Origin of the sequence: Fundidesulfovibrio soli (genome assembly GCF_022808695.1) — a bacterium.
GTDB classification, from domain to species: domain Bacteria; phylum Desulfobacterota; class Desulfovibrionia; order Desulfovibrionales; family Desulfovibrionaceae; genus Fundidesulfovibrio; species Fundidesulfovibrio soli.
Genome location: NZ_JAKZKW010000026.1, coordinates 18,436 through 38,782, shown reverse-complemented (window position 1 = coordinate 38,782; position 20,347 = coordinate 18,436). Strand labels below are relative to the sequence as shown.

Sequence of the window (20,347 nt, the reverse complement as noted above, 5' to 3'; positions counted from 1 at the left end):
CATATGTGCCTTTTGCGCATATGGCCCGGATATCAGTCTTTAAGATTCATTCCTGTCTTGATTTGTATAATTCCAAATGGATCAGAGTGCAACGCCGACATTTGTGGGCGGTCCGTTTTGTATTTGTGTTGCACGGGTGCTGCCATGCTGTTGTTCCGTATCATGATGGCGCAGCTGCATTTTTACGTATAATATATGTGCAGTTTGTGCGGTGGCCTTCAATGTTTAGTGTTGCGTAAATGTACAATTGGTTCATATCGGCGGGCTGATCTGGTGATTGATGTCGTTCTGTTTCGTCACGATATGTTGGCAAGCCTCGATTGTGTTGAAATCGTGACGATTTGGTAAATATTTTGCGCAGCTATATCCATTGTCTGGTTTCCGGCAAGCGTGCGAATTCCCGGCGGTCCCCCGGGACGTCGGCCGGGCCGGGGTGGAGATATGAATGGACAGAAAGGGTGGGGCCGCATAATCATTCCACGCCTGAGGCATGCAGGCAACGCCGCGGCGGACGCGCCCGGTCTGCCTTTCCGGAACCCAACTCAAGCAGGTTGCGCCAAAAATGTTGGAAACTCTTGAAGGTCTGATAAGCAATTACGGCTATCTCGCTCTCTTCATAGGCACCTTTCTCGAAGGAGAGACCATCCTCCTGGTGGCCGGTTTTCTGGCGCATAGCGGCCAGCTCGACATCTCGCTGTGCATCCTGTGGGCGTTTCTGGGCAGCCTTTCTGGCGATCAGGCCGCATTCTACATCGGCCGGTTCAAAGGCAAGAAGTTCGTGGAGAACCGCCCCAAGTGGAAATGCCAGGTTGAGCGCGTGCATGCCATGCTGGAGCGCTTCCACGAAGCCCTGATCCTTTCTTTCAGGTTCTTCTACGGCCTTCGGAACCTGACTCCTTTCATACTCGGCACCACGGATATTTCAGGGGTCAAGTTCTTCGTCCTCAACGCCATCGGCGCGGGCATATGGGCCGTGAGTTTCGCCTACGCCGGGTACTTCTTCGGTACAGTGGTGGCCAACGTCCTCAAGGACATCCACCACATCGAAATGATCATCCTCATCGTTGCCGTGGTTGTGGGGGGGGGCGTGTGGTTCTACCGGCACCGCAAGCGTGTCCGTGAGCAGCAGGAGGCCGCCCTGACCGGCGAGTGCGCCGCCCCTGCCGAAGATTCCAAACCCGGACAGGACAAATAGCTCCTGCGCTCACTCTCGGTGTGCATGGCAGTGAATATGTTCTTAACCACGGGCGTCAACTTGCCTTTTCCTTGCTCTTCGGCCAATCTGATGGCTCGTGACCATAAGCCATGCCCGAAAGTCATCGCTTTCGGCTGAGCCATCATGTCAACGCAAGCATGGAGTGATATGGCTGCAACACCCCCGTCGGACTGCGACCGCCTTCCCCAGGCAGCCAGCCTTTGCGCTGGAGGTCTTGACGGTTTCAGTCTCGGATTCCTGAAGTCCTTTCACGGAACCGAGCAGGATTTCCTGCGCCTGGGGGCCCAGCTCGAGGGGTTCAGTTCCCGTTCCTCTCAGATATCGGCCCTGGCCTCCGGCCTCACGGAGCTGACCTCGGGCGAAGCCGTTCTCGGTGCGACCGCCAGGCTCGCCGCCAATCTCGAACGCCTTGGAAGCATCTGCGACACCGCGGCCACCGACCGGCAGCTCGCGGAACTTGCCTCCGTAGGGTCAATGGGTGTGAAGCTTGGCGAAATCATGAGTGATTTTGCCAGGCTGGTGAAACATTTGAGCATGCTTGGCGTCTCAACCCGCATTGAGAGCGCGCGCCTGGGGGACCAGGGCGCGGGATTCGCGACCTTGGCCGACGATGTCGAGAAGCTGGCCGGAAAAATTGGCGAATCCTCCGAGAAAATCCTTTTCAGCGCCAGGGAACTCAGCGGTCAGTGCCGAAGCGCATCGATCAGCCTGAAACAGATGGATGACGCCCGTAGAGGCTGCTCCATGTCCGCGCTCAGCATGCTCGAAGCCGACCTGAGCGCTCTCGACGGCCTCACCCGGGCATCGCGCGAGGCGGCCGATTCCGTATCCGGTCTCTCGCGGAGCGTGGTGAGCAACATTTCGGAAGCCGTTCTCTCCATGCAGTTCCATGACATCATCCGCCAGCAGCTTGAGCACGTGGCCGAGGCAGCCGAAGAGGCGCGCGACATCGCCCGCAGCGGTCCCGGAGTGGGCCTCGCCGCCGAGGCGGCCGACTGGGAGGAGGTCTGCGACTGGCTGCGCAGCATAGCTGACCTGCAGCGTTCGCAGCTCGGAAACGCCAGGACCCGATTCGCGCGGGCCATGCAGACCCTTGAGGATAGCATGACCTCCATCGGCAGCCAGGTGCGGGCGATGGCCTCCGGCGCGGCTTCCCTGGCCGCCAAGGAGGCGGGGCAGGAGGGCGTGCTCACGCAGATCGAAACGGGAGTGGGGCAGATCGCAGGCTCCCTGCGTGAATACGCCCGGTTGGAGAGCGGCATGAGCACCGTCATGGCCCAGGTGGCAGACTCCATCGCCGTCATGTCCTCCATCGTGGGAGAAATCGAGGAGGTCGGCTCCGAGATCGAGCTTATCGCCATCAACGCGAGCATCAAGGCCGCGCATACCGGGGATGAAGGCAAGGCCCTGGGAGTGCTTGCCTCGGCCATCCAGAAGCTCTCGGTGGACGCCAGGGGACAGACCGCCCGCATTCTTGAGCTGCTCGGCTCGGTGGACGCCGCAACCTTCAGCGCCGTCGCCCAGAGGGACCAGGGCGCGCAGCTCGAAGCGGTGGTGACCGATCTCGACGCCGAAGTGGCGAGCATCAAGGCCCTGGACCACGAGGCGGCCTCGCGGGCGGCGATGGTCCAGCAGTCGGCGGAGGAGCTTTCGAGCGACATCGCCGCCGCAGTGGAGTCCCTGGACTTCCGCTGGGGGTTGATCGATTCCGTCACAGCCGCGGAAACCCGCCTCCAGGAGCTTGTGGACGAACTCGGCGTGGCCCTGCCGCCTGGTCACAGGGCCTCCAGAGCGCCCACGCTCATGCAGATGCTGCAGCGCTACACCATGGACGAGGAGCGTCTGGTGCACGAGCAGGCCCTCGGCCTCGGCGGCCCAGCCGGCGCCCCGGTGTCCGGCGGCGACGACGGACTGGGCGACAACGTGGAACTTTTCTGATCCAGGCAGGCGCACATGGGATCGATGTTGCAACGTGTTGACGCAGAAGGGCGCGTGACGCTTGAACTCGCCGGAGGCTTCAGCCTGGGCGATTCGGCCGAATTGAAGCAGGCCCTATCCGACGCCTTGAACGCAAGCACCGGCAGGCTGTTCCTGGACATGTCCCAGGTGGACGCGGCCAGCCTGACGTTTTTTCAATTGCTCTTCGGGCTCGCGGCGCAAGCCCGGTTGGACGGAAAGGCAGTAGCCATCAGCGGCGGCCTGCATCCCGCCTGCAGCGGGGCGGCGGCCGAGATGGGCATCACCCAGCAGGACTTTGACCAGGCCTTTGCGCCAGGGGATTAAGCCATGAAAACCATCATGACCGTGGACGATTCGGCAAGCGTACGCCAGATGGTCGCTTTCACGCTCAAGAACGCCGGATATTCAGTGATTGAAGCATCGGACGGAAAGGACGCGCTGACGAAGCTTGGGGCCAAGATTGACATGGTCATCACCGACCTCAACATGCCCAACATGGACGGCATCTCGCTCATCAAGGCCCTTCGCGCCCTGCCCGCCTGCAAGTTCATCCCCATTGTCATGCTCACCACCGAATCCCAGGCAGGGAGAAAGCAGGAGGGCAAGGACGCCGGCGCCACCGGCTGGATCGTCAAGCCGTTCAAGCCGGAGCAACTGTTGAGCGTCGTGCAGAAGGTGCTGCGCTAGCTGGGGCAAGCACATGGAAGATATCCACCGCCAAGCCTTCCGCGATGAGGCGGCCGATCTGCTGGCCGAACTGGAGACGGCCCTGCTGGAGCTCGAAGACGCCCCGCAGGATTCCGGGCTTGTGAACAGGATATTCCGGGCCATGCACACCCTCAAGGGCTCCGGGGCGATGTTCGGCTTCGACGACATCGCCCAGTTCACCCACGAAGTCGAGACCGTCTTCGACAAGGTTCGCGACGGCCTGCTGCCGGTCACCAGACCCCTGCTGGATCTTACCTTCCAGGCCAAGGACCATGTCCGCCTGCTCTTCGAACACGACGGCGGAGACATAACGGCCTATATTGCCTCCGGGGCCACAATCCTGGAGGGGTTCCGGGCCCTGGCCGGTGAGGGGGAGGCTTCCGGCGCGGAGCACGGGGCGCCGGCCGCACCCGCCCCTGCCCAGGAGGCGGAGCGCGAGCGGATGTTCAGGATCCGCTTCAAGCCCCGCCCCGGCATCTACTCCACGGGCAACAACCCGGAATACTTCCTGGAGGACATCAAGGCCCTCGGTTCCGCCAAGGTGTTCGCCCACTTCGAGGACGTGCCCCCTCTGCGCGAACTCGATCCCCAAAGCTGCCACATCTGGTGGGACATTCTGCTCGCCACAACCTCCTCCGAATCCGCCGTGCGTGACGTATTCATGTTCGTCGAGGACGAATGCGACCTGAGCGTGACCCCGGTGGAGGCCGCCTGCGAGGAAAAGGTGCCCATGCTGGGCGAGATTCTCGTGGAGCGCGGCGACATCAGCCCCGAACAGATCGAGCGGGCCGTCGCCGGACAGCGCAGGCTCGGCTCCATACTTGCCGAATCCGGGGTTGTCCCGGCTAAGAGCGTTGAAGCCGCGCTGGCCGAACAATCCATCGCCCGCGACCGCCAGGACGCCAGGAAATCCGCCCCCGAGGCGGCCTCCAGCCTGCGCGTCTCCACCGATAAACTGGACCGCCTGCAGGACCTGGTGGGCGAACTGGTGATCGTGCAGGCCCAGATCAAGCAGGCCGCCGCGCTGCTGGGCAACGAGGCGGTGGTGAACCTGGCCGAGGAACTGGAGCGCCTGAGCGACGACATCCGTGATTCCACGCTCTCCATCCGCATGCTGCCCATCGGCTCGACCTTCAGCACCTACCGCCGCCTCGTGCGCGACCTTTGCTCCTCCTTGGGCAAGGAGATCGACCTGGTGACCACCGGCGAGGACACGGAGCTGGACAAGACCGTGCTGGACAGGCTGGCGGACGCCCTGATCCATCTGCTGCGCAACAGCATCGACCACGGCATCGAACTTCCGGCGGAGCGCGAAGCAGCGGGCAAGCCCAGGAAAGGGACCATCCGCCTCCAGGCGGAGCACTCCGGGGGCGACGTGGTCATCGAGGTCATCGACGACGGCAAGGGCATCGACCCCGCGAAGGTGCGGGCCAAAGCCCTGGAGCGCGGCCTCATCACCGAGCATACGGAGCTGAGCCAGCAGAAGACGCTGGAGCTCATCTTCCTGCCTGGATTCTCCACGGCCGAGGCCGTGTCCAACGTTTCTGGGCGCGGGGTTGGCATGGACGTGGTCAAGGGCGTGGTGGAATCCCTGCGGGGGAACATCACGCTCTCCAGCGAGCAGGGCCGCGGCTCGAGCGTGACGGTGCGGCTGCCGCTGACCCTGGCCATCATCGACGGGCTCCAGGTTCGCGTGGGGGACCAGGGCTACGTACTGCCCCTGGAACTGGTGGAGGAGTGCGTGGAGCTGGACAAACAGAACCTGGAGGTCTGCACTCGCAAGCGCATCGTGAACCTGCGCGGGCAGGTGGTGCCCTACATCTCCCTGCGTGAGTGGTTCTGCTTCCCCGGGCCGGTTCCGGCCATAGAGCAGGTGGTCATCCTTGGGATGAACGGCCAGCGCGTCGGCCTGGTTGTGGACCACGTCGTGGGCGAGCACCAGACCGTCATCAAGAGCCTGGGCCCCGTGTTCCGCAAGCTTGACGGCTTCTCGGGCGCGACCATCCAGGGCGATGGAAGCATGTCCCTGATTCTGGACGTCAAACGCATCGTCAACATGGCCCTGGAGCAGGCCGGCCGGGAGTCGGAGCGCTAGGCATGACGTTGCAGCCCCAGGGGCGGCCCACGCCATCCGGCCTTCCTGAAAGAGAATTCAAAAGGCTTGCCGAGTTCATCTACGCCGAATGCGGCATCAAGCTCCCCCCGGCAAAGAAGACCATGCTGGAGGCGCGCCTGCACAAGCGGCTGCGCGCCCTGGAGCTCGACTCCTATTCCAGCTACTGTGAATATCTTTTTTCCCCCAAGGGTACCGAGCTCGAACTGGTGAACCTCATCGACACGGTGACCACCAACACGACGGAATTCTTCAGGGAACCCAAACACTTCGATGTACTCTCCGGCAAGGTTCTGCCCGGCCACGTCCGCAAGCAGGGCGTGACCGGGACCTTCCGGCTCTGGAGCGCGGGCTGCTCCACCGGGGAGGAACCCCACACCCTGGCCATGGTGCTCTCGGAGTTCGCGCGGCTGAACCAGGGTTTCCGCTTCTCCCTGCTGGCCACGGACATCTCCACCCAAGTGCTCAAGCGGGCCATGCACGGCGTCTACCCCGAGGACAGGACCCACGCCATCCCCATGGAATACAAGAAGCGCTACATGCTGCGCGGCAAGAACCGGTCCGCCGGGCTGGTGCGCTTCAATGAGGAGATCCGCAGGCGCATCACCTTCCAGCGGCTCAACTTCATGGAGGAGTTCGCCTTCAAGAAACCCATGCATGTCATCTTCTGCCGCAACGTGATCATCTATTTCGACCGCCCCACCCAGCACGGGCTGCTCAGCCGCTTCTGCACCTGCCTTGCCCCTGGCGGGCATCTGTTCATCGGCCATTCGGAGAGCATCACCGGCATGGACCTGCCCCTGGAACCCGTGGCACCCACCGTCTACAGGAAAAAATAACGGAGCGGCGCGTGAAGGAAGGCAAGATCAAGGTTCTCATCGTTGACGATTCCGCCCTGGTGCGCCAGGCGCTCATGGACGTGCTCTCGCACGACCCCGAAATAGAAGTGATCGGCGCAGCTTCGGACCCGTTCCACGCGGCCGCGCGCATGGCCGAGGAAGCCCCGGACGTGATCACGCTGGATATCGAGATGCCGCGCATGGACGGGCTGACCTTCCTCAAGAAGATCATGACCCAGCACCCCATCCCGGTGGTCATCTGCTCCACGCTGACCGAGTCCGGCTCCGAGACCACGCTGCGGGCCATGGAGTACGGCGCGGTGGACATCATCACCAAACCGAAGATGGGCACGCGCCAGTTCCTGGACGAGTCGCGCATCCGCATCTGCGACGCCGTGAAGGCGGCCGCCCGCTCCAAGCTCAAGGCCATGCCGTCGATCGCGGCCGTGCGCGTGGAGCCCAAGCTCTCGGCGGACGCCATGCTGCCGGGCCCCACAGGCAAGGCCATGTTCGGCACCACGGAGAAGGTTGTGCTGGTGGGGGCCTCCACGGGGGGGACCGAGGCCCTGCGCGTGTTCCTGGAGTCCCTCCCTCGTGACTGCCCGGCCATCGCCATCGTGCAGCACATGCCGGAGCAGTTCACCGCGGCCTTCTCCAAACGGCTGGACTCCATCTGCCGCGTGACCGTCAAGGAGGCCCAGGACAACGACGCCATGCTGCGCGGCCAGGCGCTCATCGCGCCGGGCAACAAGCACATGCTGCTCAAGCGCTCCGGCGCGCGCTACTACGTGGAGGTCAAGGACGGCCCCCTGGTGCGCCGCCACCGCCCCAGCGTGGACGTGCTCTTCCGCTCCGGGGCGCGCTACGCGGGCAAGAACGCCGTGGGCGTGATCATGACCGGCATGGGGGACGACGGGGCCGAGGGCATGCGGGAGATGAAAGAGGCCGGGGCCTACACCATCGCCCAGGACGAGGCCAGTTGCGTGGTGTTCGGCATGCCGCAGGAGGCCATCAAGCTCGGCGGGGTGGACAAGGTGCTCTCACTCACGGATATCGCCCGCGACGTGTTGCGGGCCTGCGCGCAAGGTTAGGGGCGGCATGGCCAGGGAGCTGGAGGCAAAGTTCACTGTGCAGGGGTTCGCCGCGGTGCGGGCGGCCCTGAAGGGCATGGACGCCCGGTTCGCGGGCAACCGCTTCGAGCGCAACGTGGTCTTCGACACCCCCTCGCGTGAGCTGCAGGCCAAGGGAGAGCTGCTCAGGCTGCGCCAGGCCGGGCATGTGACCCTCACCTTCAAGAAACCCAGCCTGGAGCCGGCGCCCGCCGGGGTGAAGGCCATGGACGAGATCGAGACCCACGTGGAGGATTTCGACGCCATGCGCCGCATCCTGGCCGGACTGGGCTACGTGGAAGCCCTCTGGTACGAGAAATGCCGGGAAGTGTGGCGCACCAAGGATGCCGTGGTCTGCCTGGACCTACTGCCCTTCGGCACCTTCATGGAGATCGAGGCCGAACCGGATGCCATCGCCCGCACGGCCGAAGCCCTGGGCCAGAGCATGGCCGACGCCAGCGCCGTGACCTACCACGACCTCTTCCAACAGCACCGCAAAGAACTGGGCCTGCCGCCCGAGGACAGCTTCACCTTCGAGGAGAAGGACAAGAAGTGCGTTGAGGCCTTCCTGGCCGAGGGAGGGGGGATTCAAGAAAAATAGCGGGCATTATTCTCAGCAAGCGGAGGCGGGTATGCGACAAGCGCGATTGCCCCGCTATGGAACCCATCCTGCAAGCATGTAGGACAATGAGGAACTCGGGCTAGTATTTCAGTCTTTCACGTATGACATGGCAAAGGTATTCGGATCCAGCCGGGCAATTATTCGCAGAATTCTTGAGTATAGCCTTCCCACCTTCCATGGAATACGCTTCAGTGACATGCCTGATTACGAACGTGTGGAACGCAGGGTCTGATGTCATGATGCTACTCAGCGTATTCAGCTTGTCCCACTGCGAGAGGAACATTCCTTCTATGATGTCGTCAATGCCACTTGCCATGTAGCCATCGTCACAATCAGAAAACTTTGTAAAAAACTCATATAGATGGTTCCATTCTGTTATGGAGGCCACAGCATCGTCTGCGGCGTCTATCTTTTCTCTTGGGCAGGTTGCTGTGACACGTGATGCCAGCAGGAGTGACAAGATGATACAGAATGCTGGAAATATGGCCGATGCGGACAAGTGTCTTGTCATTGTGCTGGCCTTTGTGGAGAGTTTCGGAGTTCTATAGCGCGGCGTTTGTTCCCAGGCTGTGTGGTGTTGAAGGCAATTGATGCGTGGTCATCGCCCAGCTGCCCCCCGCACGGACCTTGAATCACGGCTGGAAGATTCTCTCACGGCCGTCAATCATGAACTATCTCTCCGCCGGCTCCTTGCCGCACACCCGCGCGTACGCGCACCAGCCGCAGCCTCGCGAGGGCAGGGGGGCGAAGCGCGGCGTCTCCAGCATCATGCGCACGATGAAGCCCGTGAACAGTGGCGTTTTCTCCCTCACGCGCTCCTCGCGCACCTCTTCGCTGACCTTGGGCCCGAACAGGGCCGCCTCCTTCCCGCCCATGCCCAGGCAGACATAGGCCGCGTCGGCGGCGTCCAGTCCGGTGGCCTTCCAGTAGGCGTGCATGTAGAGCGGCATCTGGATGGATCCCAGGCCAGCGCCCAGGCGGTCCAGCATATTCAGCCCAGATTCCACGTCGCCCGCGGTCACGGTGTCCCAAATGTCCTGGTCGTCCCAGAAGGTGCTCGTCTGCTTGCGGGGCTTGCCGGTTTTGTAGTCCAGGATGACCATGCCCTCGTCGCGCTGGTCCAGCCTGTCGATCACGCCGTTGAAGCCGTAGCGCGCTCCACCCAGGTCCAGGGTGGTGTCCAGGCGCATCTCCAGTTGGGTGGGGATGCAGGCCGGGCTGGTCCTGGCGAATTCCTCCAGGCGGCGCAGGGCGGTGCGCTCCAGCATCAGGCGCGCCTGCGCGGGCATCTGCGCGAAGAAGGGCTCCGCGCGCAGCCTGCGGGAGAACATGTCCGTGAGTCTGGCCGCGTCCAGGCCGCCAGCCTCCACGCGCGTGCCCAGCAGTGGCTGGAAGAAGTCCTGCAGCACGGAGTGCACCAGCTGGCCAAGGGCAGGCGGATCGCCGTCCTCGGCCACCTCGTCCAGGGCCTCCAGGGGGGTGAGGTACTTGTAGAAGAAGGCCAGCGGGCAGGCCAGGAAGCTGTCCAGCAGGGAGGGGTTCACGCCCCGGTAGCGCAGCCTGGTCTCCAGCTTGAGGCGGCAGGCTCGGGAGTTCTCCACCGCCGGCGAGTGGGAGCGCACCCCGCGCATGGGCAGGGTGATGAGCCTGCGCGGGCCTTCGCCGGGCTTGAGCAGGGCCTGGAGACGTTTCTCCTCCTCCCAGATGAGCTGCTCCACGTAGCGGCTGGGCAGGCTCTTGCCGTCCAGCACGCCGGGCTGGATGCCCGAGGAATAGAAGATGCCCACCTCCCGCGCGCCCTGGATCAAGCGGTAGAAGGTGTGCGCGGCGGTCATGTCGCGGGTTCGCTGGTCCGGCAGGCCCAGCACCTGGCGCAGCGGGTCGGGCAGCAGGGGGTCGGGCCGGGGCACGCCCGGCAGCACATCCTCGCCAGCGCCAAGGATGAACACCCGCTCGAAGCTCAGCAGGCGCGTCTCCAGCATGCCGAGCACCTGCAGCCCCGAGAGGGGGTCTGCCTCGAAGGGCACGCGCTGGCGGTCCAGCATGCCCCGGGTCATGGCGCGCACGGCCTCGGGCTGGAAAATTTCCTGGCTGATGGCGCTGTCGTGCAACTCGGGGATGACCTGGTCGATGAGGCGGGAGAGGCAGGCCGCGTCGATGACGAAGCGCTCCCAGCGGCCCCCGGAGTGCTCGGGGTCCAGCAGCAGCCGGGCCAGCCCGAGCAGGGCCAGGGCCATGGCTCGGGGGCTGTCCGTGTTCTCGAAGGCCGTGAAGCAGACCTCCACCACGCGCGCACACAGCGCCGCCACCTCGGGCGCGGCCTGGGTGGGGGCTTCGGCCGGATTCCAGGCGGTTGGGTCCAGGTGCTTCTCACCCTGGCGGATGGCGGCCTCCCAGTCGTGGAAGGCCATGCGCAACGGGGTGTCGTCCCCGATGCGCAGCAGCTTGATCAGCGGGTGGCGCAGCAGCGCTATGACCTCCCGCCAGTGGTAGCCGCCGGGCATGCGGCCGTCCTGAAGGCGCAGGATGGTCTCAATGAGGGTGTGCAGCGGGGAGCGCTTCAAGGCGAAGCCCATGGAGATGTTCACGTCGCGCCGGGGCAGATGGTGCAGCACGGGCATGAGCATGCTGGTATCCGGCAGGACCACGGCGAACCCGGCGGTTTCCGTGCTGGCGTCAAGCTCGCGGCGCAGGGCCACGAGCTGGGAGTGCAGGTCGAAGCCCTGGTGGAAGACGATCTTGGCCCGGCTGGCCGGTTCCTGCGCGGGCTCCGCCGCGAAGAGGCTCAACTGGTCGGTGCGCTTGCGCCAGGCGGGCAGGGGGGAACGCTTCTCGTCCGTGAGCAGCACGGCGCGGGCCTTCCAGTGCTTGAGCCACTGGGCGTGCTCCTCGCAGGACCAGTGGGGTGAGCCGCCTGGCGTGGCCACTGCGGGGTCCGTGTGCCAGAGGATGTCCGCCCGGCCCTTGCGCCACAGGCCCTTGAGCAGCTTCTCCTCGCTGCCGGAGAGGGCGTGGAAGCCGCAGGCCAGCACGGTCTGTCCTTCCAGAAGCTCTACGGCTTCGGCGGTCCGGTCAGCCACGATGGAGCGCAGCAGGCCGGGCGTGGCGGTGTCGGAACCAAGCAGCTCCTCGCGGTAGGCCTTCTGGATGGATTTCAGGCTGCCCAACAGGGCGGCGGCGGTGGGCAGCACCTGGTCCTGCACGTGGTCCAGGTCGGAGGCGGCCACGCCGTGCTGGAAAAGCTCCTCCATCAGCTGGGCCAGGCGCAGGCCCCAGGGGAAGAAATCCTTGATCTCGGAGGGGAAGGCGTTGTCCGGCCCGCGCAGCCCCACGCCCAGGCGCGTGACCACCGCGTGCGCCACGCCCACGCGGTCCAGTTCCGTGAGCTGGCGCAGGGGGGTGGGGTGGAGCCTGCCCGCGAGCTCCGCAAAGAGCTCGTCGATGGAGAGGATGCGCGGCAGCAGGCAGGGCTTGGGCAGGCGGGCGTCGGCGGCCAGCTTGTCCAGCAGGTAGCGTTTGGGGCGGCGGTGCGGAAAAAGCACCAGCGTGGACTGGAAGCGGTCCTGGAAGTTCTCCACCAGGTGCGTGCCCAGGCCGGTGAGGAAATCACGGTCCCAGGGGATCACCGAAACAGGGTTCACCGCGAAGCCTCCGGCAGGATTTCGCGCACGAGGCGCTGGTCGAGATAGGCCAGGATGCCGCGCGCCGGGCGGCCCTCGCAGGCGGGCAGGGCCTGGACGAGGCGCAGGTAGCGTTGCACCTGCTCGGCGTGGGCCGGGTCCTCGCGGCCGGTCTTGTAATCGATGACCAGGGTATGCGTGGGCGCGAACACGATCAGGTCCGGGCGGTGCACGGTCCCGTCCTCGTCCATGATCTCGGCCTCGCGCAGTCCCAGGTGGCGCCCCTGGGCGTAGAAGGGCTGCACGGCCAGCCAGGCGAGGTTCTCGGCCAGCTCCGGCTCCAGGGATTCGTCCTGCAGGCCGCAGAAGGCCAGGGCCTGGCGCACTGCGTGCAGGGCCTCTCGCTCAAGCCCGGCGGAGTCGGAGGCGTCCTCGGGCAGCGCCAGCAGCTCCAGGGCCTTGTGGGCAACCACGCCGCGGATGCGCTCGCTCAGGCGCAGGCGCTGTTCCGGGTCGCCCAGTTCGCTCCGGGCGATCTTGAGGCCGGGCAGCCAGTCCAGCGGCGGCGAGGCCTGCAGCGGCGCCTCGGGCAAGGGCGCGGGCGGCGAGGCTTGCTGCGGCGGCGCCGCGGGCAGCAGGGCGGCCTGGCTTGGGGGCGGCGCGCCGAAGACCACCTCGGGCTCGTCCACGGGGATGCCGGCCGCCTCGAAGATGATGTCCACGGCCTTGGCCAGGGGGTAGCGGTTGGCCAGCTTCTCGCCGGAATGCAGGAAGAGGTGCAGCTCCTGCTCGGGGCGGGTCCAGGCCACGTAGAGCAGGTTGATCTGCTCCAGGAGCGTCCTGGCCCGGGCGGCGTGGTAGGGCTCGCCCAGTTCCTTGCACAGGGGCAGGGTCAGCTCCAGGCCCCGGCACTCCGCGCCGCACAGCTCCGTGTCGGGCGGGGCGGAGAAAAGATGGAATGGGGCCACGGCCACCGGAAACTCCAGGCCCTTGGCTTTGTGGATGGTCAGCACGCGCACGGCACGGGCGTCCTCGGGCTGGGGGATCTTCTCCTCGCGGCCCTTGGCCCGCCAGAACTCCAGGAAGGCGGACAGGGAGCCGTGCCCCTGGGTCTCGGCGTTGTGCACCAGCTCCAGGAAGCGCCGCAGGAAAACCTCGTCGTCGGGGTAGGCCTCGAACACGCCGCAGGCGTCGAACAGCTCGTGCACCAGGTCGTAGGGGCTGGCCGGGCCCGCGCCGCGCAGGAAGGGCTCCACCAGGCGCTGCCAGGCCTCGGGGAAGTCCCGCTGGAACTTGCGGCGCAGGGGGCCCGCGGATTGTGCGGCCAGCCAGTCCGAGAGGGCGTCGCGGTCCAGCAGCTGGGAGCGGCAGAAAAGCTCCCGGCAGGAGAGGAAGCCCCACAGGGCCATGTTGTCCGGCGGGTAGTCCAGGAAGGCCAGGAAGCTCACCGCGCCCTGGACCACGGGGTGCTCGGCCAGGCGCAGGCTGTTCTCCGTGACCACGGGGACGCCCATGTCCACCAGCCACTGGGCGGCCAGGGCCGCCTGCCCGTTGGTGCGGGTCAGCACCGCCACCTCGGACCAGTCGCGCCGGGCGGGCAGTTCGTCCCGGAAAAGCTCCTCGAAGGCCAGGCGCGCCTGGGCGGTGTATTCGCCGGGGGTGTCGGCCTCCAGGCGCAGGATGCGCACGAAGCCTCCGCCGGGCTCGCGGCCCGGGGGCAGCTCCTGGGCGCAGCCGTGGAAGGATTCGCACAGGGTGCGGGCGAAATCGCCCTCGGCGGCCTGCGAAGCCCCGGAGAGCATGGCCCGGGCCACGCGGGCGCAGACCTCGGGGTCTTCCAGCGCGCCGAACACGGTGTTGTTGAAGCCCACGATCTCCGCCGCGCTACGCCAGTTGTGGGCCAGCGCCTCGCGGCGGGGCTGGGCCAGCCGGGTCAGCTCGGGGCTGGCGGCCGCGCGCTCGAAAAGCTCGGCCTCGCCGCCGCGCCAGGAGTAGATGGCCTGCTTCACGTCGCCCACGTAGAAGAGCGACCCGCCCTTGGAGAGGCACTCCACGGCCAGCTCCTTGAGCACGTCCCACTGGCTGACGCTGGTGTCCTGGAATTCGTCGATGAGCAGGTGGTTCAGGCGAGAGCCCATGCGGCAATAAGCCTCGGGTACGCCGCCGCCCTCGTCCAGAAGCCGGGCCACCTGCCCGGGCAGCTGGGAGAGCAGGGCCAGGGCCTTGTCGCGCCGGTAGGCCTCGAAGGCCTCCATGAGCAGGGCCCCGAACTCCAGGAAGGGCTGCCAGGCCAGGGCCTTGGTCAGCAGCGCGCCCTGGGTCTTGGCCGTGAGGTAGCTTGCGCGGAAGGCCTGGAACAGATTCTCCATCGCGGGGGTGATCTGGGCCTGGGTGTTCACCCTGACGCTCTGGTCCAGGCTGGATTTGGCCGCGTAGGCCGAATCGCTCAGGGCGGCAAGGGGCCTGCCGGATTCGAGCCCGGCCAGCAGCGCCTCGAAGGCCGCCATGGGCTTGACTCCGCCTGCCAGCATAGCCTGGCGCAGCTTCCCGGCGTTCTCCGACAGTTCGGTCTGCATGGCGTCCAACTGGGCGCCCAGTTCGGCCGGATCGCAGGCCGGGGCCTCGGGGTTGTCCAGCAGGTGGCCGAACACCTGGCGCAGCCGGGCCTCAACCTTGCCCGCCAGCCAGAATCCGTCCCGCCCTTCAAGGACAGTCAGGGCGTCGGCCATGCGCGCGGTGAGCTCCTCCAGCTGAGGGTCCGGCCCGGCGCTGCGCGCGTTCACGGCGTCGTGCAGGGCTTCGAAGACCATGTCCTCGTCGAGGCTGGTTTCGAAGTCGGGTGGCAGGCCAAGCTCCAGGGCGAAGAGGCGGGCCAGCTGGTTGAGCAGGCTGTCGATGGTGCGGATGTTGAGCGTCTGCAGGTGGCGCAGGGTGCGCTCCAGCCAGGAGCGGGCCACGATGCGCGCGTCGGATGCCTTGAAATCGGGATCGGGCTGCCCCAAGGCCAGGGTCTTGAGCGCGGCGAGTACGCGCTCCTTCATCTCGGCGGCGGCCTTGTTGGTGAAGGTGATGGCCAGGATGCTCTCCGGCCCGTAGCCCTGGCCCGGAACCGGGCCGCAGGAGGGCGCGGAGCCGCCTGAAGCCATGAGCAGGCTCAAAAAACGCCTGGTGAGGCGGTATGTCTTGCCGGAACCGGCGGATGCGTGCAATTGTTCGATCATGTGTGCATTGAGCCTTTGCGCCCGGGAGCTTGTAATCCGTTCGGGCCGGATGGGCAATCGCCAGGCGGTGTTCCTTTTTGTAAATCCGGTATTACATTTTTGAGGTATGATCCCCGGAAACGCTTGAAAACATGAAGCGGCATGTATCTTGCTTAATGTGTTGCATTCGACGAAAGGAGGCGGACCATGAAAGATTCTCCCCATGCCCCGCATTCCGCGAGGCCCGAACTGTCGATCCGCATCGCCACGAGCCTCGGGCTTGCGGGCGGAACCCTCAACGAAGTCGATATCGACGACCTCTCCGTTTCCGACACCGTGATGGAGACACTTGAGGACATCAGCGCGAACATCATCAGCAAGAACCCGGAGGCCGAAGCTGGCCTGAAGGCCTACTGGATCGAGAAGTCCGATGAGCTCGTGCTCTGCGCCGCCTCCGAGGGCAACCTGCACCTGGTGCGAGTCCCGGGCAGCCACTGGGCTGTGAAGCCGCACACCTATCACTAGCTTGTCATAGACCGTGAAAAAACCGCAGCCGGATGCCTCCGGCTGCGGTTTTCGCTTTCAAAGGCCGGACTCACCTGTTCTGCTGCTTACCCAGGAAGCCTCCCACAGCGTCCAAAGCTCCCTTTCCCACGTTTCCGGGCGACTTGAGCACCTCCTTGGGCGCGTTGATGACGGAATCCACCATGCCCTTGGTCAGGGAACCCTTGTCCAGCGAGACGGAAGGGTCGTCCGCCTTGCCTGTGAGATGGATCGGGATGGAGGGCAACTTCAGGAAGCTGGCCAAGAGGTGCATGTCCAGGGTTTGGCTGACCAGATTCACCCAACCCTGGCCCGTGATCCTGTGCGGCGACATGACAACCAGCAGGTCGGAGGTGTTGGCCACTCCCCCGCTGATGGCCGCGCTGGCGGAGACCCGCTCGAAGGACGTGCGTGCCTGGGGCTTGGCCCGCCCCGTCCCGCTCTCGAGCGCGCCGGGCGAGACCTCCAGCCCGAGCAGCGCGCCGTCTCGCACAAAGAAGGCTGCCTTGCCGCCAAGCGTCGCCAGCGCCTTGGCCGGGTCCAGGCCCGTGGCGGTCAGCGACGCGCTGGCCGTGGCGCGGCCGGCGACTCGGGCGTTGCCGGTGGCGTCGCGCAGCAGGGGCTCCAACTGCACGCCGTCCACCGTCGCCGTAACGGCCAGCGGCGCGTTCTGCCCCTTGCGCAGGTCCGCCCGGAGGACGGCCTTGACCAGCCCTTCGTAAAGCGCGACTTGCAAATGATCGGCCGTGAACACGCCCTCCCGGAGGGCGGCCTTGGCGGTGATGGACCCCATGTGCAGCTTGGATGCGACAAGGGAGCCAAGCTCCAGGTCCGCCTCAATGTCCAGGGGCAGGGCGGAGGGATCAGAAGCGGCGGGTTCCTTCTTGCCCTTTGCGGGCTCCTTCCCGGCCTTGGGCTGGTAATTGTCCAGGTTCAGGGCGTTGGCCTTCAGGGCCACCGCCAGCCTGGGGCGGCTCTGCCCTGCGGCGGGCGAGTAGTCCGCCGCCAGGCTCAGCTTCGTGGAGTCGAACTCCAGCCCCTTGGAACGAAGGGATGCCGCTCCGCCTTTGGCTTTCAGCGAGAATTCCCCCTGCAGCGCTCCGAACGTCCCCTGTCCGGCGGTTTCGGGAAGGTTCACGCCCAGCGCGGCCAGCACGGCGCGAGGGTTTGTCCTGGGCAGTGAAAACTCGGCCTCCGTCGACGGAGAGGCGGTCAGTCCCGCCACGCGCGTCCAGCCCGTGAGCGTCATGCCGTTTGAGGCAACCGTGAGGTTCTTGACCTCCAGGGTGTCGGCGTTCTGGTCCAGCAGGAAATTGAGGCCCAGGCTGAGCGGGGTCTGCCCGAACCCCTTGAGCGACGTGTTCAGGCCGTCGCCGCGCATGGTGCCCGCGTTGCCGTCGAAGGCCAGGGAGCCGCCGCTGACCGATTCGAGTGACTCCACGGGCAGGGCCGCGCCCTTCGCGCCGATCTTGAGCGATATCTTGTCGAAGGAGTAGCGCATGGCCTCGGGCACGGCCATGGCCTTGCCCTCCAACTGGAGATGTCCGGCCAGCTCAGGCGACGAGGCGGAGTAGTCCAGGGCCAGGGACACGTCGAAGGGCTGGCCGCGCTTCACGGCGCCCGCGTGGAGGGACAACCCGGAGATCCCAGCCTTGAAGCCGCTGCGTTGGTCCTGATAGGCCACGCTCGCCCCGGTGATGTCGAGGCCCGCGATTTCGTAATCGATGCGGAACGTCGTGTCGTCCTCGGTAGTCACCACCACGGTGCGGCCCTCCACCTTGACGTCCTTGATCTTGAGCTTGGGCAGGTTGAGCTTGCCGGATGCGTCGCGCACGAGGTTCAACTCCAGGCCCTCGAAGGTCAGCTTGCCGGTCTCCACGCGGCCGGTCATCAGGGGAAGCAGGCGCAGGCTCACGTCAGCGCGGTCGAAACTGACCAAGGGCGGAACGTCGCCACCGGCGGGGGAGGCCACCTTGACGGAGCGCAACTCGATGCCGACCCGGGGAAACCAACGCAGGCTCACCGGCCCGTGGAAGGAGACATCCAGTCCGGTGGTGTCCTTGATGAGCAGGGCGACGCGCCCGGTGATGGCGCTCTTGTCCAGGCTGAGCATGGCCCCGACCAGCAGGGTCGCCGCCAGCACGGCGCAACCCATGACTTTGATGAGGATGTTGGTTGTGCGCGTCATCTCATGCTCCTTGGAAAGAGTCTGAATGTTCTATAAGCTCAGGCTGTGGACATGACAAAGGAAAAAGCCTTTACCCTTGGGGCCGAAGCCGGCGGCGAGAGGCTGGATGCCGTGCTCGCCTCGCTGCTGGGGCTGGGTCTGCGCGGGGCCAAGCGCCTTGCCGGCGAGGGCCGCGCCCTGGTGGACGGCGTGCCCAGGCCCCCCGCCTACAAGGTGCGGCCCGGCCAGACCGTGGCCCTGATCGAGGCACCCAGGCCGCAGGGGGAGCCCTCCGTCCGGTTGCTGGCTCGCGGCGGCGGCTTCGCGGCTCTTCAGAAGCCCGCTGGGCTGCACACGGCCGCGCTCAAGGGCGGCGGCGGGGACAGCGTGGAGGCCGCATTGGGAGAGCTGTTCCCCGGCGAGGGGGCCGTGCTGGTCAACCGCCTGGACAGGGATACCTCAGGTATCGTGCTGGCCGCGCTCGACCGGGACGCTGCCGCGCGCTACAAGATTCTGGAAGACACCGGGCAGGTGGACAAGCGCTACCTGGCCGTGGTGCTCGGCAGCCTGGATGCCCCTCTGCTGCTGCGCCGCGAGGTCGACATGGCGCGCCGGGCCAGGGTGAAGGTGCTGCCGGGCGACAGCCCCGACCCGCTGCGCGCCACCGGGGTCCGGCCCTTGGCCGAAGGGGAGGGCGTCACGCTGGTCGAGGCGCGCATCGCCAAGGGGGCGCGCCATCAGATCAGGGCGCACCTGGCCGCGGCAGGGCACCCCATTGCCGGGGACGCCCTCTACGGCGACCCCGGCGCGGCGGCGGTCCATGGGCTGCGCCTGCACCACTGGCGCGTGAGCCTTCCGGGACTGTGCGCGGCCTGCGCCCCAGGCTGGGCCGAATTTCAAGACGTCATCCAACGCGTGATGGAGGAGAACCCATGCGCCTGATCCTCGTGGCCGCGCTTGCGCTGGCCCTCACCGGCTGTTCCATGTTCGGAGGGGGCAAACCCCAACAAATGACCAAGCAGGACCGCGTGCTGGAGTTCCTGGACGCTGGCAAGCCCAAGGCCGCCCTTGTTGCGGCGGACGAACTTGTGGCCGAGGCTCCGGACGACTACCGCAGCTACCTGACCCGCAACACCGTGTATCTGGTGCTCAAGGAATTCGCCGCCGCCAGGGCGGACAACGAAAAGGCCCAACAGGTGTTCGAGGCCAACCAGAACCGCTACCCCCAGAAGGAGCGGGCCTACAGGCAAGCCAAGATCCAGGAGAGCTTCGCCCTGACCGCCCTGCTGGCTTCCCGCCGGGCCGCCGATCCCGCCGAGCGCAAGCGCCTGGAGGACGAGTTCGAGGCGCGTTCCGCCAAGGTCAAGGAGCTGGACCAGGAGACCTGGACCAACCTCCGAGGCATTGCCGGACAGCCCGTCGAGCAGAAATAGCCGAAAGTGGGGCGGCCCTGCCATCCCGGGCTTGTGCTCCGGCGGCGAAGTGGGCTAAGTGGTTGTCTCATCGGAAACTCAAGCAGATGGGATTTTGTACGCAATGGCCCAGACACCCCCCACGCAGCGCCCATTCGCCCCTTCCGGCGAGCATGTGGCCCGACAGGTGCGGCTGCCCTTGGGCAAATCCTTCGAGATCAGCGTCAAGAGCCTGAAAGTGCGCTTCTCCCGCTCGCTGATCACGGTGATGAGCCTCGTGCTGGCCGTTGCCTTCCTGGGCTTCACGCTCATCGGGCACGACGTCGCCATGGGCCTGCTGGCCTCGGGCAGCGCCAGCCTGCAGTCCGAACTGGTCAAGGCCGGATTCGACCTGGCCCCGGGGCGCTACCCCGGTACCTACGAGGTGGCGGCAAGCGCCAAGGACCGCTGGATCGTCATCCTCTCCCTGCTGGTATGCGCTGTGGGCATCGTCAACGCCCAGCTCATGGCCGTGACCGAACGCTTCCGCGAAATCGGCACCATGAAGTGCCTGGGCGCGCTGGACAGCTTCGTGCTGCGCCTGTTCCTGCTGGAGGCCGGGATGCAGGGCCTGGCGGGTTCGCTCATCGGCGCGCTCGTGGGCGGGCTGGCGGGCGTGCTCATAGGCATGGCCCGGTTCGGCTTCGCCGCCCTGAAATACCTGCCCGCCGCCGATGCCCTGGCCAGCATGGGCATCGCCGTGGGAGTCGGCTTCCTGCTCAGCCTTGTCGGCGTGTCCTACCCGGCGCTGGTGGCTTCCCGCATGCCCCCGGTGGTGGCCATGCGGGCCGAGGAATAGT

General features: G+C 65.9%; 15 protein-coding genes. 12 read left to right on the top strand and 3 right to left on the bottom strand.

Annotation, left to right across the window (positions count from 1 at the left end; genetic code table 11):
* Positions 1–562: 562 nt before the first annotated feature.
* The 8 genes from MLE18_RS16405 (at position 563) to cyaB (ending at position 8,545) form a co-directional block, all read left to right on the top strand.
* A complete protein-coding gene (locus tag MLE18_RS16405) occupies positions 563–1,195 on the top strand; it encodes a DedA family protein (RefSeq protein ID WP_243439880.1) in 633 nt (210 codons plus the stop codon).
* Positions 1,196–1,363: 168 nt separating this feature from the next.
* On the top strand, positions 1,364–3,154 hold the full coding sequence (locus MLE18_RS16400) for a hypothetical protein (RefSeq protein ID WP_243439879.1): 1,791 nt from the start codon (positions 1,364–1,366) through the stop codon (positions 3,152–3,154).
* A 54-nt stretch (positions 3,155–3,208) separates the two neighbouring features.
* Positions 3,209–3,499 carry an STAS domain-containing protein gene (locus tag MLE18_RS16395; protein ID WP_243439878.1) on the top strand — a complete coding sequence of 97 codons (291 nt, stop codon included), beginning with the start codon at positions 3,209–3,211 and terminating at the stop codon, positions 3,497–3,499.
* Between the two features lie 3 nt (positions 3,500–3,502).
* The gene (locus MLE18_RS16390) at positions 3,503–3,862 is read left to right on the top strand and encodes a response regulator (RefSeq protein ID WP_243439877.1); all 360 of its coding nucleotides are present in this window, start codon (positions 3,503–3,505) and stop codon (positions 3,860–3,862) included.
* A gap of 13 nt (positions 3,863–3,875) precedes the next feature.
* The gene (locus tag MLE18_RS16385) at positions 3,876–5,978 is read left to right on the top strand and encodes a chemotaxis protein CheA (RefSeq protein WP_243439876.1); all 2,103 of its coding nucleotides are present in this window, start codon (positions 3,876–3,878) and stop codon (positions 5,976–5,978) included.
* A 2-nt stretch (positions 5,979–5,980) separates the two neighbouring features.
* Positions 5,981–6,835 carry a CheR family methyltransferase gene (locus tag MLE18_RS16380; RefSeq protein WP_243439875.1) on the top strand — a complete coding sequence of 285 codons (855 nt, stop codon included), beginning with the start codon at positions 5,981–5,983 and terminating at the stop codon, positions 6,833–6,835.
* Positions 6,836–6,846: 11 nt separating this feature from the next.
* Positions 6,847–7,926, top strand: coding sequence for a protein-glutamate methylesterase/protein-glutamine glutaminase (locus tag MLE18_RS16375; RefSeq protein WP_336605593.1), 1,080 nt, complete (start codon positions 6,847–6,849; stop codon positions 7,924–7,926).
* A 7-nt stretch (positions 7,927–7,933) separates the two neighbouring features.
* Positions 7,934–8,545, top strand: coding sequence for a class IV adenylate cyclase (gene cyaB / locus MLE18_RS16370; protein ID WP_243439874.1), 612 nt, complete (start codon positions 7,934–7,936; stop codon positions 8,543–8,545).
* 692 nt (positions 8,546–9,237) lie between these two features.
* Here the strand turns inward: cyaB and MLE18_RS18155 are convergent.
* Together MLE18_RS18155 and MLE18_RS16360 are read right to left on the bottom strand one after the other, a co-directional pair.
* A complete protein-coding gene (locus MLE18_RS18155; protein WP_243439873.1) occupies positions 9,238–12,207 on the bottom strand; it encodes a PD-(D/E)XK nuclease family protein in 2,970 nt (989 codons plus the stop codon).
* Positions 12,204–15,407 (bottom strand): UvrD-helicase domain-containing protein, encoded by a 3,204-nt coding sequence (locus MLE18_RS16360; protein ID WP_243439872.1) that lies wholly within the window; start codon positions 15,405–15,407, stop codon positions 12,204–12,206. Before MLE18_RS16360 ends, MLE18_RS18155 begins: the two co-directional genes overlap by 4 nt.
* A 186-nt stretch (positions 15,408–15,593) precedes the next feature.
* On the opposite strand from MLE18_RS16360, the gene MLE18_RS16355 reads away from it, so the two are divergent.
* The gene (locus tag MLE18_RS16355) at positions 15,594–15,911 is read left to right on the top strand and encodes a hypothetical protein (RefSeq protein ID WP_243439871.1); all 318 of its coding nucleotides are present in this window, start codon (positions 15,594–15,596) and stop codon (positions 15,909–15,911) included.
* 70 nt (positions 15,912–15,981) lie between these two features.
* Here MLE18_RS16355 and MLE18_RS16350 read toward each other — a convergent pair whose 3' ends face one another.
* Complete coding sequence (locus tag MLE18_RS16350) at positions 15,982–18,117, bottom strand: AsmA family protein (RefSeq protein WP_243439870.1); 2,136 nt, start codon at positions 18,115–18,117, stop codon at positions 15,982–15,984.
* Between the two features lie 51 nt (positions 18,118–18,168).
* Here MLE18_RS16350 and MLE18_RS16345 point away from each other — a divergent pair, with 51 nt between their 5' ends.
* The 3 genes from MLE18_RS16345 (at position 18,169) to MLE18_RS16335 (ending at position 20,346) form a co-directional block, all read left to right on the top strand.
* Positions 18,169–19,038 carry a pseudouridine synthase family protein gene (locus MLE18_RS16345; protein WP_243439869.1) on the top strand — a complete coding sequence of 290 codons (870 nt, stop codon included), beginning with the start codon at positions 18,169–18,171 and terminating at the stop codon, positions 19,036–19,038.
* Positions 19,029–19,529 carry a hypothetical protein gene (locus MLE18_RS16340; RefSeq protein ID WP_243439868.1) on the top strand — a complete coding sequence of 167 codons (501 nt, stop codon included), beginning with the start codon at positions 19,029–19,031 and terminating at the stop codon, positions 19,527–19,529. Before MLE18_RS16345 ends, MLE18_RS16340 begins: the two co-directional genes overlap by 10 nt.
* 103 nt (positions 19,530–19,632) lie before the next feature.
* Positions 19,633–20,346, top strand: coding sequence for an ABC transporter permease (locus MLE18_RS16335; RefSeq protein ID WP_243439867.1), 714 nt, complete (start codon positions 19,633–19,635; stop codon positions 20,344–20,346).
* Position 20,347 lies beyond the last annotated feature (1 nt).